A 24,853-nucleotide genomic window follows, 5' to 3' on the forward strand; every position below is an offset into this window, starting at 1 on the left:
TTCTTTTGGTTGATACACATTCGTGTAATCTGGGCTGGCACCGCTAGCTATGTGGAAAGCGCGGCGCCAGCCCAGATCACACGACCCGGCAGGCGTCCTGCAAAAAGCAACAAAGTCAGACGATTCCATTTTCGGTCAAAGCGTTGCGAACCTGCTTGGGAACGAGTATCAACTCTTGTTGGCCCCGTAGCTCAACTGGATAGAGCACGGACCTTCTAAGTCTGGGGTTGGGGGTTCGATTCCTCCCGGGGTCGCCATTTATTTATTTAATTTCAATTATTTAGTGATGCACTGGGCCTGCTCTCTTAAGGGTGATTGATAGCCTATTACGGACATTCTTGAGCCGCCACCTAGATCTAAAGAACGCGGCCGTGAGAATCTTACTCACAAACTTTCCTTGAGATATCCACAAAGTTATCCACACTGCCCCGATCATGCAGGGCAGGTCTCTTCAGCGGGCGGGAATGCTGGTCACCACACCTTGGCCCTTGCGATGCTGCGGACCGCTATCCTGTGCATCATTGTAACGGCCCGATTGTTCTTGCAGTTACCCATATGTCTCGGATGATGGTGTTTCGGCGATGCGAGCGCCTTCGACAAGATCGGCGAGGCGTGAGAGGCCGCGCCATATGACGGTGGTTCCTGGTGGCGCATCGGAGGTCCGATCGAGATAGCCGCCGAGCCGCGCGTAAGCGCGACGCCGATCCCCTCCTGCCATTTTTGAGTTGATGCCTTCATTCTCCGCTGGACATGTGCAGCGGAGGTTTTGGATTTGGAGAGAGACGGCAAAATGGGCGTCCAATTGGACGGCTCTATAGGCGTCGGGGTCTCGCGGCTTGAGGTGATCGGGGGGCCAAGCGGTCGTCGGCGGCGGACGAAGGCAGAGCGGGCGCGGATCGCGGCGGAGAGCATGATGCCCGGGGTGACGGTCGCAGATACTGCGCGCAAGCACGGCACGACCCGCTGGCAGATTTACGATTGGCGCAAGCAGATACGCAAAGGTAATTTGGTGGTGCCCGAAAGCGTGGCGGCCTTGCCGTTCTTCGCGGAACTGGTGGTTGATGACAGCGCGACTGAGGCTTCGGCGGCCGTCCCCGGGTCTGATCTCGAAATCGTGGTGGGCGACATCGTCATCCGCGCGGGTCCTGGTGTCGACGAGGGCCAACTGACCCGGGCAATCCGCGCGGCACGGGCAGCGGCGTCGTGATGTTCGGCCAGGGCGGCCCGGTGAAGGTCTTCGTGGCGACCCGGCCTGTCGACTTTCGCAAGGGGATCGACGGTCTGGCACTGGCGGTGCAGGAGATGTTCGGGATGGACCCGTTCTGCGGAGCCGCCTTTGTGTTCCGAGCGAAGCGGGCGGATCGGATCAAGCTCTTGATCTGGGATCAGACCGGGATGGTGCTGGTTCACAAGCGGCTCGAGGGCGGCAAGTTCGTCTGGCCACAGGTGCGCGACGGGGTCATGCGCATGTCCGGAGCGCAGTTTGCAGCGCTGTTTGAGGGCGTGGATTGGCGGCTGGTCCGACCCGAACGGGCGCGGCGCCCGCTGGCGGCGGGGTGACTGGCAGGCTGCGTCGAAACGCCTGTTTTTGCTGGCCTGCAAGGGCATCCTGTGATTCACTTCCCGCCATGGAAACAGCTGATCTTGCGCGCGAAAACGCCCTGCTGAAGGCCCGCCTCGCCGAGGTGGAGGCGACGCTGGCCGAGACGCAAGAGGCCAATCGGCGGCTGCAGGATATCCTGCACGCGGCGCAGCGCGAGAAATTCGGCAAGCGCTCCGAAAAGCTCTCGCCCGACCAGTTCAACCTGCCCCTGGAAGATGCCGAATTTGCTCAAGGTGTGCTCGAGGCAGCACAAGAAAAGGCCGAAGCGGCGATGCAGCGGGCGCGCGGGGAAACACCCCGCAAGCCCAAGCGCAACCGCGGGCATCTGCCGTCCCATCTGCCTCGGGTTGAGCGCGTGATCGAGCCTGCCAGCACGCTCTGTCCCTGCGGTTGCGGCGAGATGTCCAGGATCGGGGAAGACGTGTCCGAACGTCTCGACGTGATCCCCGCCCAGTTCCGGGTGCTGGTCACGCGGCGCCCGAAATACGCCTGCCGCCGTTGCTCGCAAGCTGTCGCGCAGGCCCATGCCCCCGAGCATGTCGTGCCCGGCGGGCTGCCCACGGAACTCTTCATCGCCTGGATTATCGTCTCGAAGTTCGGTGACCACCTGCCGTTTTATCGGCAGGCCGAGATCTTCAAGCGGCAAGGGATCGATCTGGACCGCGGCACACTCGGCAACTGGGTCGGGCGCGCCTGTTTCCACCTGATGCCCGTCATCAACCAGATGCGTGCCCATCTGCGTGGCGCAGACCGCATCTTCGTGGATGAAACCCGCGCGCCGGTGCTGGAACCGGGCCTGAAACGCACCAAGAGCGGATTCTTCTGGGCCGTCGTATCCGATGATCGCGGCCATGGCGGGGCTGGCCCACCCATCGTGCTCTTCCACTATGCCCCTGGCCGGGGTAAGGCGCATCCGCTGAACTTCCTCGCCGGATACCACGGCCGCTTCCTGCAATGCGACGCCTACCAGTCCTACAACGCGATGACCGAGATCGCGCGCGACAATGGCCCGTGGCAACTGGTCTATTGCTGGACCCATGTCCGCCGCCGCTTCGTAAAGCGCTTCGAGAGCGATGGTTCACCCATTGCCGAGGAAATGCTGCGCCAGATCGCGCTGCTTTATCAGATCGAGAAGTCCGTGCGGAGCAAGGAGGCCGCTATGCGCCTTGCTGCCCGGCGTGAGCATTCGGCCCCGATCATCGCGGCGCTGAAACCCTGGCTGGAAGCCCAACTCTCGCGCATACCGCAGAAATCCCAGCTTGCCGAAGACATCCGCTACTCCCTCGCGCACTGGCCCGGACTGATCCGCTTCCTCGAGCACGGCATGCTGGAGCTCGACACCAACCCGGTCGAGAACCAGATCAGGCCGATTGCCCTGACAAGAAAAAATGCACTCTTCGCCGGGAATGAAGTCGGCGCCGAAAACTGGGCTATGCTCGCCTCGCTGGTCGCTACCTGCAAGATGTCCGACGTGAACCCGGTCGACTATCTCGCCGCCACACTGCGCGCCATCCTCGACGGTCACCCACAAAGCGGTATCGAAGACCTCATGCCATGGCGCTTCAACCAGCCGTCAAGCCTCGCAGCATAGGGCCGCAACGTCGCGCTTACAGCCGCGCGACGAGTCTGACATAGAAATCGAGGTCACGCGGAAGCTTTTGCTTGCTCTCGGGCGCTGTGCGCTCGAGCAGTTGGCGTTCGGCGTCGGTGAAGACGGCAGCAGGCGATGCTTTCGGCACCTCTCGGCCGAGCATCGTCATCCATGACACGCGCCAGGACACGACGCAGCACAACGCGATACAGTTTGCCAGTCGATCAGCCGTGGCCAGGCGCAGCTCTTCGATCCGGCACCCGGTCTTCAGGGTCCGGAAGAATGTCTCGATCTTCCAGCGCAGCGCATACCATTGGAGCTTGTGGATTGCGTCCGCGTGGGTCGCCACCGGCAAGTTCGTGATCAGCTTCCAGAAGACGGGCACCCGGCCTTCCGGCGGGTCAAGCTCCTCGGCATGGATGATCTGAAGATTCTGATGCCGGTATTTCCGCTGCTTTCCGATCGGCGGGCGGACCGTCATTGTAGCGTGCCGGACCGAGAGCACGGCGCAATGATCCTTGCCCTGCGCATCGCGGAACCGGACCTCGTGGGTGCCGCTGGACTGCACCTCTGCCATCACCTTGGCAATGGTCGTGCCGCCATCCTCCGCCAGACGGTCGACGCAGCTGCGGACGAGGAACCCGGTCCCGAGTTCTTCGGACAGGCAGTAGAGTTCGTATATGTCGCTTTCCCGATCACCGATATGCACGCAGCGCTCTGGCACCCCTGTCAGTTCGGTGGACAGGCGCAGATTGTCGAGCCAGCGCATGCTTTCCTTCTGTTCGATCGGCACCCGGGTCGGATTGATCTTCCGTTTAAGAGCGGCGGTTCCCTTGAACTTGCTGCGCGACCAGAACTTGGCCGCCGTCAGGCCGAGCGGCAGCCCATCCGGCGTGATGGCCATGCTGGCATGCATCAAAAGCCCGCAGACCGCATGTTTCTGATAGCGACCTTCCTTCAGTTTGCGTCCAGTCGACACCGTCGTGAACCCCACCTTCTCCGGAGCCGAACGCTTGAAGGAGAATTCCGTGGTGTCCTGCAGGATCAGGATGGGACCATCGGTTGCCCGGATGCGCAGGGCAGAGGCAGCGAAATGGCCCTCGAGGATCTTGTCCTCGCTGACATTGCCGTTAGCAAAGAAGCGGTAGGCGGCCTTGGTATTTGACCAGTCCTGGAATGCCGTCGGCAGCGATTTTCCCGGCCGTTCCCCGAGGGCCTCGAGCATTGCCTCAAGCCGCCTGTTCAGCCTGACATCTCCCAGATCGCATCCGGCCGTTTCCGTTTCCACCCAACTCTGTCCCATGTCTGCACCTCAATTATTCGGTGCCACATGACGAATCATGATCGCTTGTGCTCAGGCAAGGCCAAGTCTGGTGGGTGAATCAATTCGCCGCACCACTTGTGGGTAACTGCAAGAACAATCGGGCCGTTACGTTGAATTACGGGAGCATATGATACCTATCGTCATGGTTGGTCGGGAATGTCAAGGCTTGCGTGGAGTTCATCTCTATACCTTTCCATTTCAAGCCAAGGGGTTGAGTGATTCACGCAGGTCACGATTTGCCCGCGGATCCTGAACCTGGCTCAACTGATTGAACGCTATAACGACCGGGGCGAATCAGGATGGCGCCTGTGGGGGTTCACAAGCTGCATTGTCCGGGTAAGCCCGCGCCTCTGGATACAGCGGGACGAACAACCGGCGGTTCATGGAGGCGGGGCAATCCGGAAGGGGGTGCAGGATCAGGCGAGGGGGCGTTCCAGAGGTGGTAGGTCCCAAGGATCCCGGCGCTCACCGGTGCTTGGGCAACTTGATCACTTCCGGCTCCTGCCGGGGCAGCACTTCGACAGCATCACCTCTGGCAGACTGGGCGCCGAACTGAACGATCATGGTGCCCGGATGGGATTTCTCAGCACCCCGCCCGCGCACAGAAGCTTTGGATGGAGGCCGACATCTGCATCCGCCGCCATTTCACCGAGAACTTCTTTTGCAAATTGAAGGGGTTCAAAGGTCTGCATCGCAGCCGCCGTCATCAACCCATGATGAACCCCAGCAGGTCCAGATGTGACAATGCCGCCGGACGTCCCGTTCGATGGATTTTCGCAGGTCTCAGCCCAGCTTGCCGTCGGGCTGGAAGAAATGCGACAGCGGCAGGGCCGCAGCACCCAGCATCCGGGCGCTGCGGCCCAATGTGCCCTCGGCGATGTGCGGGCGGTCTATGCCGGCGGCGGGCATCGCGGCAAGCGCCCGGCGTGTTGCCTCGACCAGTTGTGCGCGCGTGGCCGCAGGCACAGCGCCGTCCAGCACCACCAGCGACAGGTCCAGCAGCGCCGTTGCGGACATGGCGGCGAAGGCCAGCGCGTGGCCGGCCTCTGCCGCCCATTCGGCCTCGATGGACTGCGGCACGTTCCAGCCTGCGTCATCGGGGGGCAGGGCGTGGCCCAGCCGCGTCTCCAGCGTCGCGACCGAGGCGATTTCCAGCAATTGCCGCCCGTCGCGCATCGGCAGCGACCCCAGCGCGCCGGCATTGCGATGTGGTCCCAGCCGCAGCCGCCCGTCCAGCACCACCCCGCCGCCCGCGAAATGCGCGATATACAGATGCAGGAAATCGGCCGGCAGGGCGGCGCGGCCGAAGACCAGTTCCGCCGCGCAGGCGGTCGAGGCGTCGTTTTCCAGAAAAACCGGAAAGGGCAGGTCGCGGGCCAGTTCCCCCCGCAGATCGCGCCCGCGCCACGGAGTCATCTCGTCGCCCCAGTCCCACAGCCGGAACGGCGCGGCGATGCCCAGCCCGGTGATGCGCCCCTGCGACCCGGCAGGCAGGCTGGCCGTCAGCGTATCTATGCCCTGCCGTGCAAAACTGATGACCCGATCAGGATGAGCGAAGGGGCAGACCTCTTGCCGGTGCATCCGCACCGCGCCGGTGAAATCGACCAGCGCCAGTTCGATCAGGCGCCGCCCCAGCTTGAGGCCCAGAAACCACGCTCCGTCCGGTGCCAGTGCAAGTGGTGTCGAGGGCTGGCCGACCTTGCCGCGCACCACCTTGCCGGGATCCAGAAAACCTTCGGAAATCAGCTTTCTGGTCAGGTTGGTGATGGCCTGCGCCGACAGTCCCGTCCGCTGCGCCAGTGTCGTCCGCGCCAGCGGGCCGTGCCGCCGGATCAGGGACAGGATCAGCCGCTCGTTCCGGCTGTGATCGCGTGCCGGGCTGTCATTCGCCATCTGATGGGCCTCCTTTTCTGCATTAATCAACATGATTGATTTATTGACAAGCGCCTTTTCATCGGGCTTTCTGACAATCGAAGCGGACGAGGTATCCGCGAATCTGGGAGGAGAATTCATCAATGACCATCAAGACCGTTTTTCGCCTTTCGCTGGCCGCATCTGCGCTGGCCCTGGCTGCCGGGGCGGCGCAGGCGCAGGCTCCGGTCAAGGCCTGCCTGATTACCAAGACCGACATCAACCCCTTTTTCGTCAAGATGAAGGAAGGCGCGACGGCCAAGGCGCGGGAATTGGGGATCGAGCTGATGACCTTCGCCGGCAAGATCGACGGCGATCACGAAACCCAGCAACAGGCGGTGGAAAGCTGCATCGCGGCCGGGGCAAAGGGTATCCTCATCACGGCCTCGGACACCAAGGCGATCGTGGATTCCGTAAGCCAGGCGCGTGATGCGGGGATTCTGGTCATCGCGCTGGACACCCCGCTGGAGCCGATCGACGCGGCGGACGCGACCTTCGCGACGGATAACCGCGAGGCCGGGCGCCTGATCGGGGCCTGGGCTGCGGGCAAGCTGGGCGACGCGGCAGCGGATGCCAGGATCGCCATGCTCGACCTGTCGGCCGCCGGCGCAACGGTCGATGTGCTGCGCGATCAGGGCTTTCTGGAAGGCTTCGGCGTCGATGTGAAGAATGAGAATGTCATCGGCGACGAGGACGACCCGCGCATCGTCGGCCACGAGATCACCTCGGGCAACGAAGAGGGTGGCCTTGGTGCGATGGAGGCGCTGTTGCAGCGTGATCCCAACATCAACGTCGTCTATACGATCAACGAACCGGCCGCGGCGGGCGCCTATGAGGCCTTGAAATCATTTGGTAAAGAGCAGGACGTGCTGATCGTTTCGGTCGATGGCGGCTGCCCCGGCGTCGAGAATGTCGCGGCGGGCATCATCGGCGCGACCTCGCAGCAATATCCGCTGCTGATGGCTGCGCACGGGATCGAGGCGATTGCCGCCTTTGCCGAGGACGGAACGAAGCCCGAAAGCACCGAGGGACTGGATTTCGTCAATACCGGCGTGAATCTGGTGACCGGAGAGCCGGTGGACGGCGTGCCCTCGATCAGCATCGAGGAAGGCACCGAGCAGTGCTGGGGCTGACGCGCCCCGGCCCGCTTGCCACCTGACAGACCCGGTGCGGCGGCAGGACACCCCGCCGCGCCGCCTTGCCCTCAGGAGTTATTTCGATGTCCGACAGTCCCGACCCCGTGGTGGATCGCAACCCGGCCGACGAGGTGGCCCGGTTCGACCACCACGCGCGCAGCCCGTTGCAGCGGTTGCAGCATTTCCTGCACCGTTATCCGACCATGGTTCCGGTCATCGTGCTGGTCCTGTCACTGATCGTCTTCGGGATGGTCTCGCCCAATTTCTTCTCGGCCTTCAACCTGTCACTGGTCATGCAGCAGGTCGCCGTGGTCGGCACGCTGGCTGCCGCCCAGTCGCTGGTCATCCTGACCGCCGGGATCGACCTGTCGGTCGGCGCGGTGATGGTGATGATCTCGGTCATCATGGGCAAGCTGTCGGTGGATTTCGGCATTCCGGTCCCGATCGCGATCCTGATCGGGCTGGGATGCGGCGGCCTGACCGGCGCGCTGAACGGTCTGCTGGTGACGCGGCTGAAGCTGCCGCCCTTCATCACCACGCTGGGAACATGGAATATCTTCCTTGCGTTGAATTATTACCTGTCGGGGCGCGAAACCATCCGCAGCCAGACACTGGACGCCGAGGCGCCGTTGCTGAAGCTGTTCGGCGAACGCTTCAACCTTTGGGGCGCGGTGCTGACCTGGGGCGTCGTGCTGATGCTGATCGTCTTTGCGGTGCTGTGGTATGCGCTGAACAAGACGGCCTGGGGGCGGCGCGTCTATGCGGTGGGCGACGATCCCGAGGCGGCGGCGCTGGCGGGCATCCAGACCAAGCAGGTGCTGATGTCGGTCTATATCGTCGCCGGGGTGATCTGCGCGCTGGCCGCCTGGTCCTCGATCGGGCGCGTGGGGTCGGTCAGCCCGACCTCGTTCTTCGAGGCCAATCTGGAATCCATCACCGCCGTGGTGATCGGGGGGATTTCGCTGTTCGGCGGGCGCGGCTCGATTCTGGGGCCGCTGATCGGGGCGCTGATCGTCGGCGTCTTCAATTCGGGGCTGCGGCTGGCCGGGGTGGACGTGCTGTGGCAGCTTTTCGCGACCGGCTGGCTGATCATCGTCGCCGTCGCCATCGACCAATGGATCAGGAAGATCTCGTCATGACCGAACCGCTTCTTTACGCCCGCAATCTGGTCAAACGCTATGGCCGTGTGACCGCTTTGGATCGCGCCGATTTCGACCTTTATCCGGGCGAAATCCTTGCCGTCATCGGCGATAATGGCGCCGGGAAATCAAGCCTTATCAAAGCGATATCCGGTGCCGTCCAGCCCGATGAGGGCGAGATCCGGCTGGACGGCCAGCCCGTCAGTTTCGCCAGCCCGCTGGAGGCGCGGCGGGCGGGCATCGAGACCGTCTATCAGACGCTGGCGCTGTCGCCCGCGCTGTCGATCTCGGACAATATGTTCATGGGGCGCGAGATCCGCCGCCCCGGCGTCATGGGCCAGTGGTTCCGGATGCTGGACAAGCCCGCCATGGACCGCTTCTCGCGCGAGAAACTGTCCGAACTGGGGCTGATGACGATCCAGAACATCGACCAGCCGGTCGAAACCCTGTCGGGCGGCCAGCGTCAGGGTGTGGCGGTGGCCCGCGCCGCGGCCTTTGGCAGCCGGGTCATCATTCTGGACGAGCCGACCGCCGCGCTTGGGGTGAAGGAAAGCCGCCGGGTGCTGGACCTGATCCTTGACGTGCGCTCGCGCGGGATCCCGATCGTGCTGATCTCGCACAACATGCCGCATGTCTTCGAGGTGGCGGACCGGATCCATATCCACCGGCTGGGGCGGCGGCTTTGCGTCATCGACCCCAAGGAACATTCGATGTCGGATGCGGTCGCCTATATGACCGGCGCGCGGGTGCCAGAGGGGATCGCCGCGTGACAGCGCGCGTTGACGGGACAGAGGGGCGCCGCCCTTCGTCCCGCGACCCCTTGCAGGGGTATTTCGACACTGATGAAGGGCAGGCCCTGATCCGGCGGATAGCCGATCTGCCGGGTCGGCGGGTGCTTGTGGCCGTCGCCGGGGCGCCGGGATCGGGGAAATCGACCCTGGCCGAGGCACTGGTCGCGCGGCTGGCGGATGCGGTTCTGGTGCCGATGGACGGGTTCCATCTGGATGACCGGGTGCTGGCGGCGCGCGGGCTTCTGGCGCGCAAGGGGGCGGTGGAAACCTTCGATGCCGATGGCTTCGCGGCGCTGGCCGCCCGTCTGACTCAGCCCGGGCGCGAGGTGGTCTTTCCGCTGTTCGACCGCCTGCGCGAAATCGCCATCGCCGGGGCGGGGGTGGTCGAACCCGCGCATCGGATCGTGGTCCTTGAGGGCAATTACCTGCTGCTGGACGCCGCGCCGTGGAACCGGGTCCGCTATGACCTGACCATCGGCCTGCCGGTGCCCGAGGCCGAGTTGCGCAGGCGTCTGGAGGCGCGCTGGCAAGGGCTGGGCAAGGACGCGGCGGCGGTGCAGGCGCATCTGGCCAATGACCTTGCCAATGCCCGCCTGGTCACCAAAGGCTCGCGCCCCGCCGATCTTTCGGGTCCCTGAACAGAAACGGCAGGTTCGGCGGCAAAACTTAGCCATCTTGCGAAGTTTTCTCTTGCCGCAATGATCCGTGATGTTATGGTTAGCAATATGGCTAAGCATGACCCCGACCTTTCGCTCCTTTTCCATGCGCTCTCGGACCCGACGCGGCGGGCGATCCTGTCGCGGCTGGCCCAGGGGCCTGCGCCGGTGTCCGAACTGGCCAAGCCCACCGGGCTGCGGCTGCCGACGGTGATGCGGCATCTTTCGGTGCTGGAGGAGGCGGGGCTGATCGCCACTTCGAAGGATGGGCGGGTACGCTCTTGCACCATCGTACCCGAGGCAATGGCGCCGGTGCGGACATGGCTGGATGAGCAGCGGGCCATCTGGGAAAGCCGGCTCGACCGGCTGGACGATTACGTGATGAAATTGATGGAGGAACGCGCGAAATGACCCTCGAACTCGATCCCGAAACCGACCTGAGCTTTACCCGCACATTGGCCGTGCCGCGGCAGCTGATCTGGGAATGCTGGACGCGGCCTGAACATATCCCGCATTTCTTCGTTCCCGCCCCGCATAAGGTGACGGCGGTGGATATCGACCTGCGCGTCGGCGGGCGCTTCAACACCAGTTTCGATGTCGAAGGCAACGTGATGGACAATCACGGCGTTTATCTGGAACTGGTGCCGAATGAAAAGCTGGTCTTTACCGATGGTTATACCGAAGGCTGGAAACCCGCGCCCAAGCCGTTCATGACCGCGATCCTGCTGCTGTCGGATGCGCCCGGCGGCGGCACGACCTATACGGCGATCGCCCGCCACCGCAACCCCGAGACCCGCAAGGCGCATGAAGACATGGGCTTTTTCGACGGCTGGGGCACGGTGGTGACGCAGCTGGAAGCCTATGCCAAGGGGCTGACGGGATGAGCCGTTTCGCAACGCTGCGTTTCGAGCGGCAGGTGGCGGCGCCCGTCGCGACCCTGTGGCAGGCCTGGACGGCGCCTGCCGCGCGGGCCATCTGGGCCTCGCCTGCGCCTTCGGTCACGGTCGAGTTTCTCGAGGCCGATACCCGGGTGGGCGGGCGCGAGGTGTCGCTGTGCAAGGTGGAAGGGCAGCCCGACATCCGCTGCGAATGCGGCTGGCTGGAGTTGCAACCGGGGCGGCGCAGCGCGAATTACGAAGTGATCTCGTCCGCGGGCGTGACGCAATCGGCGGCGCTGGTGACGGCGGATATCGAAGGCACGGATGGGGGCAGCCGGTTGGCGGTGACGGTGCAGCTTTCCTCGCTGGAGGGCGATATGGAGGCGGGCTATCGGCAGGGCTTCGATGCGGGGCTGGACAATCTGGCGGGCGTGGCCGAACGCACCATGGTGCTGGAACGTGTGATCCGGGCGCCGCGACAACTGGTCTGGGGCGCATGGATGAACCCGGAAACCCTGCCGCAATGGTGGGGGCCCGAGGGGTTCTCTTGCCGCACGAAAAGGATCGATCTGCGAGCCTGCGGCGAATGGGTTTTCGACATGATCGGCCCGGACGGCACGGTCTTTCCCAACCACCACCTTTACGGCGAGGTCCGGGCCGAAGACCGGCTTGGTTATACCTTGCTCTGGGGCGAGAACGGGCCGAAACATGCGGATGCCTGGGCCCTCTTCGAGGAAGCGGACGGCGCGACCAAGGTCACGCTTGGCATGGTCTTCAGCACAGAGGCCGAGTTCCAGCAGGCCAAAGGCTTCGGTGCGGTGGAACTGGGGCAGCAGACCCTGGGCAAGCTGGCGCGCTTTGTCGGCGCAGGGTAACAATCGCGGGGCGGGTACTGGCGAATATGCATGGCGGGAAGGACAAGATGGTAAACCTTGAAGGAAAGGTGGTTCTGATCACCGGAGCAAGCCGTGGCATCGGGGCGGCAGCAGCGCGGGCGTTCGCAAAAGCGGGTGCGCTGGTCGGGGTGATGGCCCGAAATGAGGCCGCCGCCCGCGCCCTTGCCGCCGGGATCGGTGGCATGGCCTTGTCCGGCGATGTTTCCCGGGCGGCGGATGTGGAACGCGCGGTGGCTGCCCTGCATGAACGGTTCGGGCGGCTCGACATTCTGGTGAACAATGCCGGCGTCATCGGGCCGATCGGGGATATCGCCGCCACCGACCCCGAGGCGTGGGGGCAAGCGATTGACGTCAACCTCAAGGGGGTCTTTCACGGTATGCGTGCGGCCCTTCCGGTGATGCGCGCGCAGGGTGGCGGAACGATCCTGACGGTCGGATCGGGCGCCGCCCATGCTCCGCAGGAAGGGTGGAGCGCCTATTGCGCCAGCAAGGCGGGCGCATACATGCTGACCCGCACGCTGGATCACGAGGCACGCGCCGACGGCATCCGCGCGATCAGCCTGTCGCCGGGAACGGTCGCGACCGACATGCAGGCGGCGATCCGGTCCAGCGGGATCAACCCCGTCAGCCAGCTTGACTGGTCGGTGCATATCCCGCCCGAATGGCCCGCGCGGGCACTTGTCTGGTTGTGCGGCCCCGGCGGAGACGCGTTTCTGGGCGACGAGGTTTCCCTGAGGGACGAGACGATACGCCGCCGCATCGGCCTCGTTCCCGGATAGGTTTGCCGCGCCGCAGGGTCTCTGCCCCGTTTGCCGGGCAAGCTGACGGTGTCACAGGATTCGAGGGAACCTTCAGGCCATGAAGGCAAGACCCGCCCCGCCCAGTGCCGAAACAATGACCACCAACCACGGCGGCAGCTTCCATGCCACCAGCAGGACAAAGCAGATCAGCGCCAGTGTGAGGTCCCGCAGATCCCCGACGGCGCTGGTAAAGACCGGCGAATAGAGCGCCGCGCCGAGGATCCCCACAACCGCCGCATTTGCCCCCTGCATTAGCGATTGCGCGGTGGCCATCGACCGGAACCGGTCCCAGAAGGGCAGGATGGCGATCAGGACCAGAAAGCCGGGCAGGAACACCGCCAGCAGCGCCAAAGTCGCGCCGATCAGGCCATTCGGCCCGGGTTCCAGCATCGCGCCCAGATAGGCGGCGAAGGTGAACAGCGGGCCCGGCACCGCCTGAGCCGCGCCATAGCCGGCAAGAAATTCGTCCGGCGTGATCCAGCCGGGCAGCACCACCTCGGCCTGCAACAGTGGCAGCACCACATGCCCGCCGCCAAAGACCAGCGAACCCGCCCGGTAAAAGCTGTCGATGACCGCCAATGTCTGGCTGCGATCCGCGACCACCGGCAGCAGGGCCAGCAAGCCGAAAAACGCGATGAGCGCCGCCACAGCGACCCCGCGCGGGACCGGCACGGAAATATGCCCGCCGACGGGCGCGCCCGTCCCGCGCCGCAGCACCAGTCCCGCCATCGCACCCAGCAGGATCGCGCCCACCATGCCGAAAGCGCCCGGCGCGAAAGCCAGCACCGCGACGGCACCGACGGCAATCGCCGCCCGCTCTTTGTCGGGGCACAGGGTCTTGGCCATGCCCCAGACGGCTTGTGCGACAATCGCCACCGCGACGATCTTCAGCCCATGCAGCACCCCGACCCCCACGGGCCCGGAAATGCCGGTCGCCATCGTCGCAAAGACCACAAGCATCAGCGCCGAGGGCAAGGTGAAGGCGGTGAAGGCCGCCAGCGCCCCCAGCCAACCGGCCCGCATCATCCCCAGGGCGAACCCCACCTGACTGGAGGCCGGGCCGGGCAGGAACTGGCACAGCGCCACCAGATCGGCATAGGCGCTGTCGCCAAGCCAGCCGCGCCGCGTCACCACCTCGTCACGGAAATAGCCCAGATGCACAATCGGCCCGCCGAAGCTGGTCAGGCCCAGCTTGAGAAAGGTTGCAAAGACCTCTTTCGGCGTTCCGTGCGCCCCGGTCACCTGCGACTGGTCCTTCATTCTGCCCCCCGAACCGGTCCCGCGCCATTATCGCGCCTTTGCTGCCCTGCGGCAGATCGCTTAAGCTTGCCCGGAAGGATCCTGCATGATCGAGGCCTCATGTACACCGTTCTTTGGAAGCGGCTCATGCGGGAAGGACATGACGCCTGTCGGTTCGTCCAGACCGACGATGGCTGGAGCATCGGTGGGACAACTGTTTTCGATCATGGCGGAAATGCCGCCCATCTGGCCTATGACGTGGCTTCGGGGCCGTCACCGAATATCCCGACCTGTGGGTGATGCTGCTTCAGGCATCCGGGGCCGCACGACCCGTCACGCCCTTGCCACCCACCCCTTGAACGTCAAGGCGGCATAGAACAGCTGCACATCCGAAAAGCCCGCCGCGCACAGAAGTTCCGCATCCTCTTCGGGCGTCAGCACCGGCAGACGCTCTTTCATCGTGGCGATGCCTGCCTTGGCCTGCGCCTCGGGCACGCCACCCGAGATCAGCCAGTCCGCGTTGCGCTGCAGCCACAGATCCTGCTGCCCGTCCGCCTGCGGAAAGCTGTGATGGGCCGCCACGAAGGGCGCACCGGGGCGAAGGCGGGCGTGCAATTGGCGCAGCGTCAGTAGGCGCTCGTCAAGCGGCAGGAAATGCAGGGTCAGCAAGCAGGTCGCGCCGTCAAAAGGGCCAGCGGGGGCAGCGTCGATATAGCCCTGATGAAAGGTCACCCGGTCGCTGTCTGCACCAAGAAGCCGCCGCGCCTGTGCGATCATTTCGGGCGACGGATCCACGCCGTCGAAACGCCAGCCCGGATGTGCCCCGGCAAAGGCGCGCAGTTCCAGCCCGCCCCCGGCGCCGAGGACCAGGACCCGGCCCGCATCCGGCACATGCTCGGCCAGCAGCAGCCCCGCCATGCGATGCAGATCCCACAGCCCGGGCACATGTCGGGCGACGCGTTCGGCATAGCTGGCCGCTTCGCCCGGATCGGTGACAGGTGCTGATGTCATGTCCATTCACCCCCGGGGCCAAACCGGGGGGAGAAACGGTTGTCCCCGATCACGATCACATCCTGCATATCCTACTCCTTGGCGGTTCGCCTCTGCGCATGGCGCCGGGCAAAATCCTGCGCCAGATCGGCCAGCGTCACATCGCGCAACAGCCCCTTGGTGCGGCGCACCACCACCGGATACCCAAGCGTCCCGGGGATCATCGGGCCGTCATGCTCTGCCATGTGCAGCAGGGCATGGAGGACCGAGGAAAGGCGGCTGTCCCGTCTCATGTAACAACATATGTTATGATTTGGGGGAAGTGTCAAGATCCGGCGTACCATCATGTCCTGCCGTCGGCCTTTCAGATGCCTATACAGAGTGCTGACTATTTTGGAGGACGGCGAATACCCTCACATTCAACAATTCGACAAGCGGGTCGAGCACGCCCGGCATGACCAGATCACGCAAACTTCGGCCGACCCCTCGGGGCGACCAGACCGGCCGACAGCCAGTGCGCTTCGGCGCCGATGACAGGCAGACGGTTGATCCCGCGCCCAAAGCCGCTTAGGCAGCCTTGCCGGATAACGAGGGAAATCATGGCACGAACCGATCTCGAAGCCCGCCACCTGGAAACCCTGGACCGCGATCTCGGGCGGTTCTCGAAGCTTGAGCTGGCCACTGGCTATGTCGCGCGGCCGCTGGTCGGGCCCGGCATCGCCTTCGTCTTCATCGCTCTGGCCGGGTTGACGGCGGCATTGCTGCTGGATCAGGGCGGCAATACGCTGATCGTGGTCTGTGCCGCCGTCTTCGGGGCCTATATGGCGCTGAATATCGGTGCCAATGATGTTGCCAACAATATGGGGCCGGCGGTGGGCGCCAACGCCCTGACCATGAGCGGCGCCATCGTCATCGCCGCGGTCTTTGAAAGCGCGGGCGCGCTGCTGGCGGGCGGGGACGTGGTCTCGACCATCTCGTCCGGGATCGTCGCGCCCGAGAGCATGACAAATAGCAGCGTCTTCATCTGGGCCATGATGGCCGCGCTGCTGGCATCGGCGCTGTGGGTCAATCTGGCGACCTGGATCGGTGCGCCGGTCTCGACCACCCACGCGGTGGTGGGGGGCGTCATCGGCTCTGGGATCGTCGCGGCGGGCGTGGGCGCGATCAACTGGCAAACCATGGGCGCCATTGCCGCAAGCTGGGTGATTTCTCCGGTGATGGGCGGGGTCTGCGCGGCGGGCTTTTTGTGGTTCATCAAGGCGCGCATCATCCATCGCCCTGACAAGATCGCCGCCGCGCGGGTCTGGGTGCCGGTGCTGGTCGGCATCATGGCGGGCACGTTCGCCGCCTATCTGGCGCTGAAGGGGTTGAACCGCGTTCTCGATATCAGCCTGGGAATGGCCCTGACCATCGGCGCGGCGCTGGGACTGGCCATATGGCTGGTGATGATTCCCGTCATCCGCCGCCAGTCGCGAGGGCTGGAGAACCGCAACAAGTCGCTGAAGGTGCTGTTTGGCATCCCGCTGGTGATCTCGGCGGCCCTGCTCAGCTTTGCGCATGGGGCCAATGACGTGGCCAACGCAGTCGGGCCGCTGGCCGCCATCGTTCATGCCAGCCAGTCGGGCGCGGTCTCGGAGTCGGTGGGGCTGCCGCTGTGGGTGATGATGATCGGTGCGCTTGGGATCTCTTTCGGGCTGTTCCTGTTCGGGCCGAAACTGATCCGCATGGTCGGCAGCCAGATCACCAAGCTGAACCCGATGCGCGCCTATTGCGTGGCGCTGTCGGCGGCGATCACCGTCATTCTGGCCAGCTGGCTGGGCCTGCCGGTCAGTTCGACCCATATCGCGGTCGGCGCGATCTTCGGCGTCGGATTTTTCCGCGAATGGGATGCCGAGCGGCGGCTGAAACTGGCGCATGAGGAACTGAACCGCCCCCGCGTCGGCCCCGAGGAACGCAGCCGCCGCAAGCTTGTGCGCCGCGCGCATGTGCTGACCATCGCCGCCGCCTGGGTCATTACCGTGCCTGCCACCGCGATCCTGTCTGCCCTGGTTTTCCTGATCGTCCGCCTGCTGGCCGCCTGATCGGGGCGCGAAAGGGTCACAGAACATATGGCCGCGGCCTGACATGCAAACAGGTCGTTGGCCGGCTGTGCCCGGGTTCGCGTCGAGGCGAATGACACTTGTGGGGGCTTGCGGGTACAACGCATCGTCGGGCACATCACCCAGTGCCAGAAACCAACCTTTCTTTTGCCGCCTCGGATCCGAAACGCCTTGAACCATCAGCCAAGCACAGCCGGAACGACGGGGCATGCGCCGCTGCCTGCAAGCCTTGCGGGCCTGCTGCCGGTAAGTGTGATGTTGTGCATGATCGCACTGGAATACACGCAGGCGCATATCTTTGGCGGGCTGGCAGGCGCTTTTTCCGTCCTGAGCGTCATGGTCTTTGCACCCCGCATCCAGACGTCGCGGCTGGCTTTTGTCGCCATCGGCGCGGGGCTGACGGTATGGGCGGCGGTCACGCGGCCGGACTGGACTGAGGCCACCCTGACCGCGCTGGAGCGCGGGGCCATGATCGTCGCACTGTTCACCGCGCTGTCGGCCATTCGCAATGCGGCGATGGGCTCGGCCGGGATTCTCGCCTGCGGTCGTTTTCTGGCGCGGCAACCACCCGGATTGCGCTATACCGCGCTGACGATCGGCGGCCATCTGTTCGGGCTGATCCTGCTTTATGGTTCGATCTCGTTGCTGGGTTCGCTGGCGGCCGAAAGCACCGCAAAGGAAGCCGATGCCGAGCTGCGCCGCCACCGGATCCGCCGGATGATGGTGGCGATTCAGCGCGGCTTCGCCTCGACCCTGTGCTGGTCTCCGTTGGGTTTTTCGATGGCGATCACCATCACCATCGTGCCGGGCGCAAGCTGGTCGTCGGTCGCAATTCCCTGCGTCATCAGCGCCGTGCTGATGATGGCCACGGGCTGGGCGCTGGACGCGATCTTCAAGCCCCGCCTTGCCACGCCCCCACCGCCGCGCCTGCCGGAAACCGGGCGCTGGCTGGTGCAGTTGCGGCCGCTGCTGGTGCTGCTGGCGGTGATCATCTCGGGCGTTCTGGCGCTGCACCTTTTGACCGGGGTCGAGGTGATCGGCGCGGTCATGTCGCTGGTCCCCGCCGCCGCCATCCTGTGGATCGCCATACAGCCCCGACCGCGCGGCACCGGTCGGATGTCATGGACCGCTGACCGGGTCATGCTGTTCGTCACCCGCGATGTTCCCCATTACCGGGGCGAGATCGTGCTGCTGTTCATGGCGGGCTTCATCGGCAGCCTCGGCTCTTTCCTGCTGCTGCCGCTGGTGCAGGCGCAGGGGCTGGATTTCGGGGCGCTGCCGCCATTGCTGATCATCGTCTCGATCATCTGGATCGTACCGCTGACCGGCCAGCTTGGCATGAACCCGATCCTTGCCGTCTCATTGCTGGTGCCGCTGCTGCCCTCGCCCGAGACGATGGGCATCCCGCCCGCCGCTCTGGTGGCAGCGATTACCGGGGGTTGGGCGCTGGCCGGGACGACCTCGCCCTTCACCGCCTCGGTGCTGATCGCCGCCACGCTTGGCCGGGTCACCCCCCGCGAGGCCGGGATCGGCTGGAACGGCGTCTATATACTGGTCATGGGGGCGATCCTGTCGCTTTGGGTGGTCGCGCTGGCGATGCTGTTGTGAAGGGCGGTGGATCGTTCAGGTCAACCTCTGAAGCCATCGGTGGCCATGATGTGGGGGAGCTGGTGGAAGGGCGATCCGGCTGGTACCGTGGTCCAGATCTTTGTCACGTCGGGGCTATCCGCACCGACGTCGCACAGGTCGGGGGCGCCCCTTCGTCCTGCTGAACCGGCATCAGACCAAAGCCCTGCCCCAGGCACAGGCCGGGGACGAGGAAGTTCGGGCGCTCGTCGCTCCATTGCCGGTGACCGACCGCGACACCGGGAACTGGGCCGATCCACTGTTGCCCGATTCATGAATACACTTCTGGTGTAGGCAGTTCTGTTTCACAAATGGCCTGCTGGGGATCACCGCGCGCACCCGGGATGGCAGACGAGCCGTATGAGCCGACCGATGCCGTCAAGCTACAGGGCCCCAACCGGCCGAACTCCAACGAGGCGCTCAGGCGCCGCGGCTTTCTGACGATCTGGTTTGATCCGATGAGCTACCCCCTGATTTTTGGACACTGACATAAGCTATGATTTGCAGTCCGCTGATCTGTAAGCGATGTCCTGCCCCCACCTTCCTGCTGAATCTGTAAGGTGCGATGCGGCCTGCGCAGAGATTTGCACGGTAGGTTTCATTGGGAGGTCATCGGGAGCGCAGTATAGAGGCGATTGGGTTCGTGGAGCTTTTGGCGGCGCGGGCGGCAAAGCGGCGTTGGTCGGCTGAAGCGAAGGGCCGGATCGTGGCCGAGACGCTGATGCCGGGCGTCACTGTGAACGAAGTGGCGCGACGGCACGGGGTGAAGGTCCTCGTGGCGGACGTTGGCGCGGCAGGGCAAGCTGGTCGCGGCCTTCAGGCAGGCAGCCTTCGGGCGGCGGTCGGAGAAGAGCGATCCGGGCCAGTTCGAACTGGCGCTGGAGGATCTGGAAACCGCCATGGCGGTCATTCATGCCGAGGATCGGGCCGCCAAACGCCCCGCCAGGCCGCGTGCTGCCAATCGCGGGGCGCTGCCCAAGCACCTGCCACGCATCGAAACAGTGATCGAGCCAGACAGTCTGACCTGCGCCTGCGGCGGCTGTCTGCATTGCATCGGTGAAGATGGTGAGGCCGTCGCGCCAATCGTTCGAGCGATGACCGAAGGAACGGCCGGACATCGTGCCTGCCCGGTTCTGTACCATCGTGACCCGTCGACCCAAATATGCCTGCCGGTCTTGCACGGGTCGCGCAAGCCCCTGCCCAAGCGCGACTGATCCCGGGCGGCATGCCGAGCGGGGCCACGGTCGCGCATGTGCTGGTCAGCAAGTGAGGGGTGGATGCGCCATCGGTTCAAGCACCATTCCGAACGCCGACCACCTTCCGCTTTACCGTCTGGCCCAGATCTACAGCCGTCAGGGCGTTGTCCTCGACCGTTTCACCCTTGCGGATTGGGTGGGTCGTGCTGCCTTCGAGCTTCGCCTCGTCCATGACGCGCTGACGGCCGACCTGAAGCAATCAACCAAGCTGTTCATGGACGAGACCCACGCCCCGGTCCTTGATCCAGGGGCCAGACGGACCAAGACCGGATACTTCTGGGCGCTGGCTCGCGATGATCGACCTTGGGGCGGCACGGTTCCACCGGGTGTGGTCTTCACCTATGCCCCCGGTCGCGGCGTACAATATGCAGAACGGATATTACAGGGCTTCGGCGGCATCCTGCAGATCGACGGCTATGCCGGATACAACCGCCTGATCGCGCCGGGCCGGATTGGTCCCGACATCCAGTTGGCACATTGCTGGGCCCATGCCCGGCGCAAGCTGATCGAGATCACCCGCACCGGCCCCGCGCCGATTGCCGAGGAAGGCGTGACCCTCATCCGCGATCTCTACGCTATCGAGGCCGAGATCCGTGGCAGCACTTCCGCCACCCGACTGGCCGCGCGGCAAGAGCGGTCCGCCCCGATCCTCGCCAGCCTCGACCATTGGCTACAATACAACTGGACCTGTCCCGGTTCTGTTCCGGTGATGTGGTCAGGCATCTTTGCCTCATCGGAAATTGCCCGGATCCATTTCCCAAGCGTCGAAAGTCCGACCCCAAGATCAGACGCAACCTGACGCCGTGCCAGACCGCTGCTGAGCGCGTTGCCAACCGCATCCCGCTTGAATTCTTCGCGGTGTGTCGCTGCCATATCCTGCCTCCTTTGATGACAGCTCAGAAAACGGGAACGGAACCGGGACAGGTCCAGACAGCCGTTCCGGCATCTTTCACCAATACATATGCTGGGCCACAAGGCCGCAAACCGGAAAACCAAATCGATCCGGTAAAAACCGATATGCTTCAACGCACATAGACGCTGCCGATGCCGATCCGGGTATCGGCTGCCATTTCCGACGTCAGCCGGTCAAAGAAATCCTCGGCCAACTCGCCTGCATGGGCGTTGACGGCGCGGGGGCGCGAGGGGCTGGCGATGGCCATGACCAGTTGGTGGGTGTCGCGGGCCGGGCCGCTGCGGGCCAGCGGCACGTCGAAATGCGTCTGCCCGGCCGAGGCGATCTGAAAGCGCCGCATGTCATGGACGACGCCGTTGTCGTCGATCAGCAGCAGCGTCGTGTACATCCCCGCCGCCCCCGCGACACTGCCGCGCAAATTGCCGCCGCTGGCCACGTCCTGAGAGTCCAGTTGCAGCCCCAGACCCAGCACCGGATAGCGCGGATCGCGCCGGGCGAAATCCAGCGCGGGGCATTGGCGGCGGTCCAGCAGCACGGCGGATTCGACGATCTGCGTGTCCAGATCCTGCGTCAGTTCGTCCATCAGGCCAGAGATGCGGCGGTCATCGGCGGCCAGAACGCCCAGCTGGATCTGATCCTCGCCCAGCATGGCGGGCAGGGCCAGCAGGCAGGATTCGCTCAGCCGCCCGCGGATACGGTCGAACAGCTGGCTGATGCGGGGATCGGCCGGCGCGCTGTCCTGCGGCGCGGGGCCGGGGTCGCCACCCGCGATGTCGCCGGGCATGTCGGGCAGGGTCTGCACCATCGCCAACGGCGGATCGCTGAGCAGCGGGGACAGGACCGCCGACGGGCTGTCCGGCGCGGGCTGATCGGGCTGCGAGACGGGGGCCAGCGTTTCGCCACCCGTTGCATCGGCCACTGCGGTCTCGACCGGGGTCAGGGTCGGGGCATCGACGGCGGCGGTGGGCAGGCTGGTCAGGTCCAGTTGCAAGCTGACCGGCTGGTCCTGAGCCGGAGCGGGCCAGGGCCATTGCGGTTGCCAGACCAGCGCCACCGCCGCCGCGCCATGCAGCAGCACCGACAGCGCGCCCGCCGCCGCCCAACCGCGCTGTGCCTGTGACGCGCCGATCATTCTGCCACCCCGACATGGCGGGTGACAAGGCGGATGTCATGGCCTTCGACCTCGGGCCGGCGCAGCAGTTCCAGCAGCAGCGAGGACGGCGCCTGACGGTCGATCACCACATGCAGCGGCCCATCCTGCCCGGCCAGAGCCGCCGCCAGCAGGTCGGGCAGGATGGGGTCGCCGTCCAGCAGCCATTGGTCGGTGCCGCGCAACTCCAGCACGGGCGCGGGCAGGGCGCCCGCTGGCAGCTCGCTGGTCTCGGCCAGTTGCAGATCGCGCGGCGGAGGGCTGTCCTGCCCGGCGGCCAGAAAGAAGAAGATCAGCAGCAGCACGATATTGACGATGGCCAGCGCCGGGTCCAGGCGCATGTGCGGTTCGCGGCGGGGCAGGTTCAGGCTCATCTGATCGACCCGTCCGCGATCTGGACCGAGCCGATGCCGCGCGCCGACAGCGCCTCCAGCACGGTGATGACATTCTGCACCGGAACATCGGGGCGCAGCACCACCAGCACATTGGGCGTGCCCTGCGCCGTCAGCGCCTGCGCCAGCGTTGCCACGCTGTCCAACCCGAAGCGCTGGCCACTGGCGGTCAGCCCCTCGGGCGTCAGGGTCCAGACCGCGGTGGCGCGGATATCGGTGGCATTGGCGGCCCCGTCGCCTGCCTCGGACGCGCCCGGACCGGCGCCACCCAGCACGCCGGTGCGCACGTCCAGCATGGCGAATGGCGTCAGGCTGGCCGACAGCATGAAGAAGATCAGCAGCTGGAACAGCATGTCGGCCATCGCGGTCATCGAGAACCCATAGCGCCGCCGCCGCTGTGGCAACTGGATACGGGCGGGCCGGGCGGCGGGCATGGATCAGCCCTGCCCGGGCTGGCCCAGACGCCCGTGAATGGCGGCCGAGATCACGATCTCGATCGTCTGGCGTTCGTCCTCGATCCGGCCCTCCAGCCATGCGGCGGCGAAATAGGCGACCAGTGCGATGGCCAGCCCCGCCGCCGTCGTGGTCAGCGCGGTCCAGATGCCGGATGCCAGCAGCGAGGGATCGGCGGTCTGACTTTGCAGCGCAAGGTTGCCGAAGGCGTCGATCATGCCGATCACCGTGCCCAGCAGGCCCAGCATCGGCGCCATCTGGACCACGGCCTCCAGCAGGCGCATCCGCGCGCCCATCTGCACCAGTTCCGACAGCGCCACCTGCCGGGCCAGTTCCTCGCCATAGGCCGGATCGCCGGGACGCGCGCGCATCCCCGACATGACTGCGACCATCACCCGCGCCAGAACCGAGCGGGTGGCCCCGGCCTTGCGCTGCGCCTCGTCGGGGCGGCCGTTCAGCCAGTCGTCAAGGATCGCCTCGGCCTGATTGTGGCGCCCGACGCCCATCCGGCGGAACTGCATCACCTTGAAGATGGCGACGGTCAGCGTCAGCACCGACAGCGCGATCAGCGCGACAAAAACAAGGATGGTGATCAGCGGCAGGTCGCTGGGGATCGTGTCCAACATGAGGGTCAGATGCCGAATTCGATGTCGGTCAGGGCGCGCGTGGCCAGCCCGGTCAGACAGGGGTTGCGCATATCCGTGCCGTCATCGGCGCGGCATTCGGCGACATCATTGACGATGATGCGCCCGATCTGGTCGCAGGGGCGGCCCTGCAATTCGAACATGGCGACCTTGGTCTTGCCGCTGACAAGCTGGCCGAAATCCAGCACAGGCAGGCTTTGCACCACCCCCGCCGCATCGAAGATCGCCACCTGCCATGCGGCCCGTTCCAGCCCCTGCGGCAATCCGTTGGTCACGACCACGGTCAGACGGCAGCCGCCCTGTTCGGACGGCGCGGCGGCGTTCAGTTCCAGCAGGATGCCGTCGCCGGTCTGCGCCCAAGCGCCCGGCGCGGAAAGGGCCGTCATGGAAAAAGGCAGGAATGCGGCTGTCAATATCGCCGCGGCAATGCCTCGCATCGCAAGACCTTTCTGAAATCAGCGATAGACCCCGGTCAGGGGCAAATTCACAAAATCATAATGCCGCACGGGTTCATCCGCGTCAGGCGCGGTGGATGTTCCGGGAGGCAGAAAAAACATGGTATTTTCATCAACGGCATGGGACCGATCCGCCAGAGGCGCGACATTCCGGGCCTGTTTGCGGATCGCGGCGGCGGGCTGATCGGCGGGCGATGGCGTGGCCACCTCGGCCGCTGTCTGCGGCTGATGGGCGGTTGTGGCCGGAACCTGCGGGGCCTGACGGCGCGTGGTCTGGGGCAGCAGACGTTCGGTCTGGATGGCGGCGGCGGGGGCGTCCATGACCGGCGGGCGGGCCAGCTGATCCACCGCGCGGGCAAAGGCAAAGGCCGCCCCGGCGGTCAACACGGTTGCACCTGCGATAAGGATGAGTCTCATGTTGCCTGAACTCCGTTTGACAAAGACTTAGCACGACTTGCCTGCCCGCTCAATTCGACCATAGATGATTTTATGAAACTGTCGCGTCTTTCCCTGGCTCTGCTGCTGGCATCGGTGGGCTGGCTGCTGCCCTGCGCGGCGATGGCCGGGCTGCGGCTGTGCAACCAGTCATTCGACGTGCTGAATGTCGCCATCGCCACGCCGGCCGAGGGCGATTTCACCACCCGTGGCTGGTGGCGGGTGGCGCCGAACCAATGCGCCACCTTGCAACGCGATGCCCTGAGGTCACGGTTTTATTATGTCTTTGCAGCCGATATCTTCGGTAATGAAGTGCTGTCAGGGGCGATTCCGATGTGCGTGGCACCCCGCCGTTTCGAGATTTCGGGCCAGCAGGATTGCCTGCTGCGCGGGTTTCTGGATGCGCGCTTTCTGGAAGTGGATACGCAGGAGCAACAAAGCTGGACCGTCTTCGTGACGCCGCGCCAGATGTGAGC

28 protein-coding genes, 1 tRNA gene and 3 pseudogenes are annotated in these 24,853 nt (G+C 64.9%); 19 read left to right on the plus strand and 13 right to left on the minus strand.

The features are described from left to right. Positions 1–180: 180 nt before the first annotated feature. A tRNA-Arg gene (locus JHW40_RS21235) sits at positions 181–257 on the plus strand. A gap of 290 nt (positions 258–547) precedes the next feature. Here JHW40_RS21235 and JHW40_RS21240 read toward each other — a convergent pair. Further along, positions 548–802 (minus strand): IS4 family transposase, encoded by a 255-nt coding sequence (locus JHW40_RS21240; RefSeq protein WP_272849136.1) that lies wholly within the window; start codon positions 800–802, stop codon positions 548–550. Between JHW40_RS21240 and tnpA the strand changes: the two genes are divergently transcribed. The 3 genes from tnpA to tnpC (JHW40_RS21255) all read left to right on the plus strand — a co-directional run bounded on the left by tnpA (position 791) and on the right by tnpC (JHW40_RS21255) (position 3,194). Then, on the plus strand, positions 791–1,207 hold the full coding sequence (gene tnpA / locus JHW40_RS21245; protein WP_119752218.1) for an IS66-like element accessory protein TnpA: 417 nt from the start codon (positions 791–793) through the stop codon (positions 1,205–1,207). The genes JHW40_RS21240 and tnpA overlap by 12 nt on opposite strands. Then, complete coding sequence (gene tnpB, locus JHW40_RS21250) at positions 1,207–1,560, plus strand: IS66 family insertion sequence element accessory protein TnpB (RefSeq protein WP_119752217.1); 354 nt, start codon at positions 1,207–1,209, stop codon at positions 1,558–1,560. The genes tnpA and tnpB overlap by 1 nt, the downstream gene beginning before the upstream one ends. Before the next feature lie 68 nt (positions 1,561–1,628). Continuing rightward, positions 1,629–3,194: an IS66 family transposase gene (tnpC, locus tag JHW40_RS21255; RefSeq protein WP_272848971.1), complete on the plus strand. Its 1,566-nt coding sequence runs from the start codon at positions 1,629–1,631 to the stop codon at positions 3,192–3,194. A 16-nt stretch (positions 3,195–3,210) separates the two neighbouring features. Here the strand turns inward: tnpC (JHW40_RS21255) and JHW40_RS21260 are convergent, their stop codons facing one another. Together JHW40_RS21260 and JHW40_RS21265 are read right to left on the minus strand one after the other, a co-directional pair. Beyond that, positions 3,211–4,497, minus strand: a complete 1,287-nt coding sequence (locus JHW40_RS21260) for an IS4 family transposase (RefSeq protein WP_272849137.1) — start codon at positions 4,495–4,497, stop codon at positions 3,211–3,213. A gap of 804 nt (positions 4,498–5,301) precedes the next feature. Beyond that, positions 5,302–6,411, minus strand: coding sequence for an ROK family transcriptional regulator (locus tag JHW40_RS21265; RefSeq protein ID WP_090614306.1), 1,110 nt, complete (start codon positions 6,409–6,411; stop codon positions 5,302–5,304). 122 nt (positions 6,412–6,533) lie between these two features. Between JHW40_RS21265 and JHW40_RS21270 the strand changes: the two genes are divergently transcribed. The 8 genes from JHW40_RS21270 (at position 6,534) to JHW40_RS21305 (ending at position 12,704) form a co-directional block, all read left to right on the plus strand. Further along, entirely contained in the window at positions 6,534–7,562 is a 1,029-nt protein-coding gene (locus JHW40_RS21270; protein ID WP_090614169.1) for a sugar ABC transporter substrate-binding protein, read from the plus strand. A gap of 86 nt (positions 7,563–7,648) precedes the next feature. Continuing rightward, entirely contained in the window at positions 7,649–8,704 is a 1,056-nt protein-coding gene (locus JHW40_RS21275) for an ABC transporter permease (RefSeq protein ID WP_090614171.1), read from the plus strand. Further along, positions 8,701–9,474 carry an ATP-binding cassette domain-containing protein gene (locus tag JHW40_RS21280; RefSeq protein ID WP_211657346.1) on the plus strand — a complete coding sequence of 258 codons (774 nt, stop codon included), beginning with the start codon at positions 8,701–8,703 and terminating at the stop codon, positions 9,472–9,474. The genes JHW40_RS21275 and JHW40_RS21280 overlap by 4 nt, the downstream gene beginning before the upstream one ends. Next, complete coding sequence (locus JHW40_RS21285) at positions 9,471–10,133, plus strand: AAA family ATPase (RefSeq protein ID WP_336390197.1); 663 nt, start codon at positions 9,471–9,473, stop codon at positions 10,131–10,133. Before JHW40_RS21280 ends, JHW40_RS21285 begins: the two co-directional genes overlap by 4 nt. 87 nt (positions 10,134–10,220) lie before the next feature. Further along, positions 10,221–10,562: an ArsR/SmtB family transcription factor gene (locus tag JHW40_RS21290; RefSeq protein ID WP_090614176.1), complete on the plus strand. Its 342-nt coding sequence runs from the start codon at positions 10,221–10,223 to the stop codon at positions 10,560–10,562. Further along, positions 10,559–11,035, plus strand: a complete 477-nt coding sequence (locus JHW40_RS21295) for an SRPBCC family protein (protein WP_090614179.1) — start codon at positions 10,559–10,561, stop codon at positions 11,033–11,035. Before JHW40_RS21290 ends, JHW40_RS21295 begins: the two co-directional genes overlap by 4 nt. After that, a complete protein-coding gene (locus JHW40_RS21300) occupies positions 11,032–11,904 on the plus strand; it encodes an SRPBCC family protein (RefSeq protein ID WP_090614182.1) in 873 nt (290 codons plus the stop codon). The genes JHW40_RS21295 and JHW40_RS21300 overlap by 4 nt, the downstream gene beginning before the upstream one ends. 47 nt (positions 11,905–11,951) lie before the next feature. Next, on the plus strand, positions 11,952–12,704 hold the full coding sequence (locus JHW40_RS21305; protein ID WP_090614312.1) for an SDR family oxidoreductase: 753 nt from the start codon (positions 11,952–11,954) through the stop codon (positions 12,702–12,704). Positions 12,705–12,776: 72 nt separating this feature from the next. Here JHW40_RS21305 and chrA read toward each other — a convergent pair whose 3' ends face one another. Further along, a complete protein-coding gene (chrA, locus tag JHW40_RS21310) occupies positions 12,777–13,985 on the minus strand; it encodes a chromate efflux transporter (RefSeq protein ID WP_090614184.1) in 1,209 nt (402 codons plus the stop codon). Between the two features lie 126 nt (positions 13,986–14,111). Between chrA and JHW40_RS21315 the strand changes: the two genes are divergently transcribed. Continuing rightward, positions 14,112–14,264 carry a hypothetical protein gene (locus JHW40_RS21315; RefSeq protein WP_170851876.1) on the plus strand — a complete coding sequence of 51 codons (153 nt, stop codon included), beginning with the start codon at positions 14,112–14,114 and terminating at the stop codon, positions 14,262–14,264. Between the two features lie 33 nt (positions 14,265–14,297). Here the strand turns inward: JHW40_RS21315 and JHW40_RS21320 are convergent, their stop codons facing one another. Both JHW40_RS21320 and JHW40_RS21325 read right to left on the minus strand, forming a co-directional pair. Beyond that, positions 14,298–14,981: a class I SAM-dependent methyltransferase gene (locus JHW40_RS21320; RefSeq protein ID WP_419182487.1), complete on the minus strand. Its 684-nt coding sequence runs from the start codon at positions 14,979–14,981 to the stop codon at positions 14,298–14,300. A 134-nt stretch (positions 14,982–15,115) separates the two neighbouring features. Next, a pseudogene (locus JHW40_RS21325) lies at positions 15,116–15,247 on the minus strand (transcriptional regulator); the annotation flags it as partial. Positions 15,248–15,553: 306 nt separating this feature from the next. Between JHW40_RS21325 and JHW40_RS21330 the strand changes: the two are divergent. The 5 genes and pseudogenes from JHW40_RS21330 (at position 15,554) to tnpC (JHW40_RS21350) (ending at position 20,734) form a co-directional block, all read left to right on the plus strand. Further along, positions 15,554–17,035: an inorganic phosphate transporter gene (locus JHW40_RS21330; protein ID WP_090614191.1), complete on the plus strand. Its 1,482-nt coding sequence runs from the start codon at positions 15,554–15,556 to the stop codon at positions 17,033–17,035. Positions 17,036–17,317: 282 nt separating this feature from the next. Continuing rightward, positions 17,318–18,661 (plus strand): hypothetical protein, encoded by a 1,344-nt coding sequence (locus tag JHW40_RS21335; RefSeq protein ID WP_244519260.1) that lies wholly within the window; start codon positions 17,318–17,320, stop codon positions 18,659–18,661. 378 nt (positions 18,662–19,039) lie between these two features. Then, positions 19,040–19,137, plus strand: a pseudogene (locus tag JHW40_RS24270) (IS5/IS1182 family transposase); the annotation flags it as partial. Between the two features lie 327 nt (positions 19,138–19,464). Then, on the plus strand, positions 19,465–19,893 hold the full coding sequence (locus JHW40_RS21345; RefSeq protein WP_244519261.1) for an IS66 family transposase: 429 nt from the start codon (positions 19,465–19,467) through the stop codon (positions 19,891–19,893). Further along, positions 19,823–20,734, plus strand: a complete 912-nt coding sequence (gene tnpC / locus JHW40_RS21350) for an IS66 family transposase (protein ID WP_244519262.1) — start codon at positions 19,823–19,825, stop codon at positions 20,732–20,734. Before JHW40_RS21345 ends, tnpC (JHW40_RS21350) begins: the two co-directional genes overlap by 71 nt. Here tnpC (JHW40_RS21350) and JHW40_RS21355 read toward each other — a convergent pair. The 7 genes and pseudogenes from JHW40_RS21355 to JHW40_RS21385 form a co-directional block, all read right to left on the minus strand. Further along, positions 20,668–20,808: pseudogene (locus JHW40_RS21355) on the minus strand (transposase); the annotation flags it as partial. The gene tnpC (JHW40_RS21350) and the pseudogene JHW40_RS21355 overlap by 67 nt on opposite strands. Before the next feature lie 149 nt (positions 20,809–20,957). Then, positions 20,958–21,980, minus strand: a complete 1,023-nt coding sequence (locus JHW40_RS21360) for a hypothetical protein (protein ID WP_090614202.1) — start codon at positions 21,978–21,980, stop codon at positions 20,958–20,960. Beyond that, complete coding sequence (locus JHW40_RS21365) at positions 21,977–22,372, minus strand: hypothetical protein (RefSeq protein ID WP_090614205.1); 396 nt, start codon at positions 22,370–22,372, stop codon at positions 21,977–21,979. Before JHW40_RS21365 ends, JHW40_RS21360 begins: the two co-directional genes overlap by 4 nt. After that, on the minus strand, positions 22,369–22,824 hold the full coding sequence (locus JHW40_RS21370; RefSeq protein ID WP_090614207.1) for an ExbD/TolR family protein: 456 nt from the start codon (positions 22,822–22,824) through the stop codon (positions 22,369–22,371). The genes JHW40_RS21365 and JHW40_RS21370 overlap by 4 nt, the downstream gene beginning before the upstream one ends. A 3-nt stretch (positions 22,825–22,827) precedes the next feature. After that, the gene (locus JHW40_RS21375) at positions 22,828–23,469 is read right to left on the minus strand and encodes a MotA/TolQ/ExbB proton channel family protein (RefSeq protein ID WP_090614210.1); all 642 of its coding nucleotides are present in this window, start codon (positions 23,467–23,469) and stop codon (positions 22,828–22,830) included. 5 nt (positions 23,470–23,474) lie between these two features. Continuing rightward, positions 23,475–23,873 carry a hypothetical protein gene (locus JHW40_RS21380; RefSeq protein WP_139208198.1) on the minus strand — a complete coding sequence of 133 codons (399 nt, stop codon included), beginning with the start codon at positions 23,871–23,873 and terminating at the stop codon, positions 23,475–23,477. 69 nt (positions 23,874–23,942) lie between these two features. Then, a complete protein-coding gene (locus JHW40_RS21385; protein ID WP_139208199.1) occupies positions 23,943–24,359 on the minus strand; it encodes a hypothetical protein in 417 nt (138 codons plus the stop codon). Positions 24,360–24,431: 72 nt separating this feature from the next. On the opposite strand from JHW40_RS21385, the gene JHW40_RS21390 reads away from it, so the two are divergent. After that, entirely contained in the window at positions 24,432–24,851 is a 420-nt protein-coding gene (locus JHW40_RS21390; protein ID WP_090614217.1) for a DUF1036 domain-containing protein, read from the plus strand. Positions 24,852–24,853 lie beyond the last annotated feature (2 nt).

The sequence above is a fragment of the Paracoccus alcaliphilus genome (assembly GCF_028553725.1).
In the GTDB taxonomy this organism is placed as follows: domain Bacteria; phylum Pseudomonadota; class Alphaproteobacteria; order Rhodobacterales; family Rhodobacteraceae; genus Paracoccus; species Paracoccus alcaliphilus.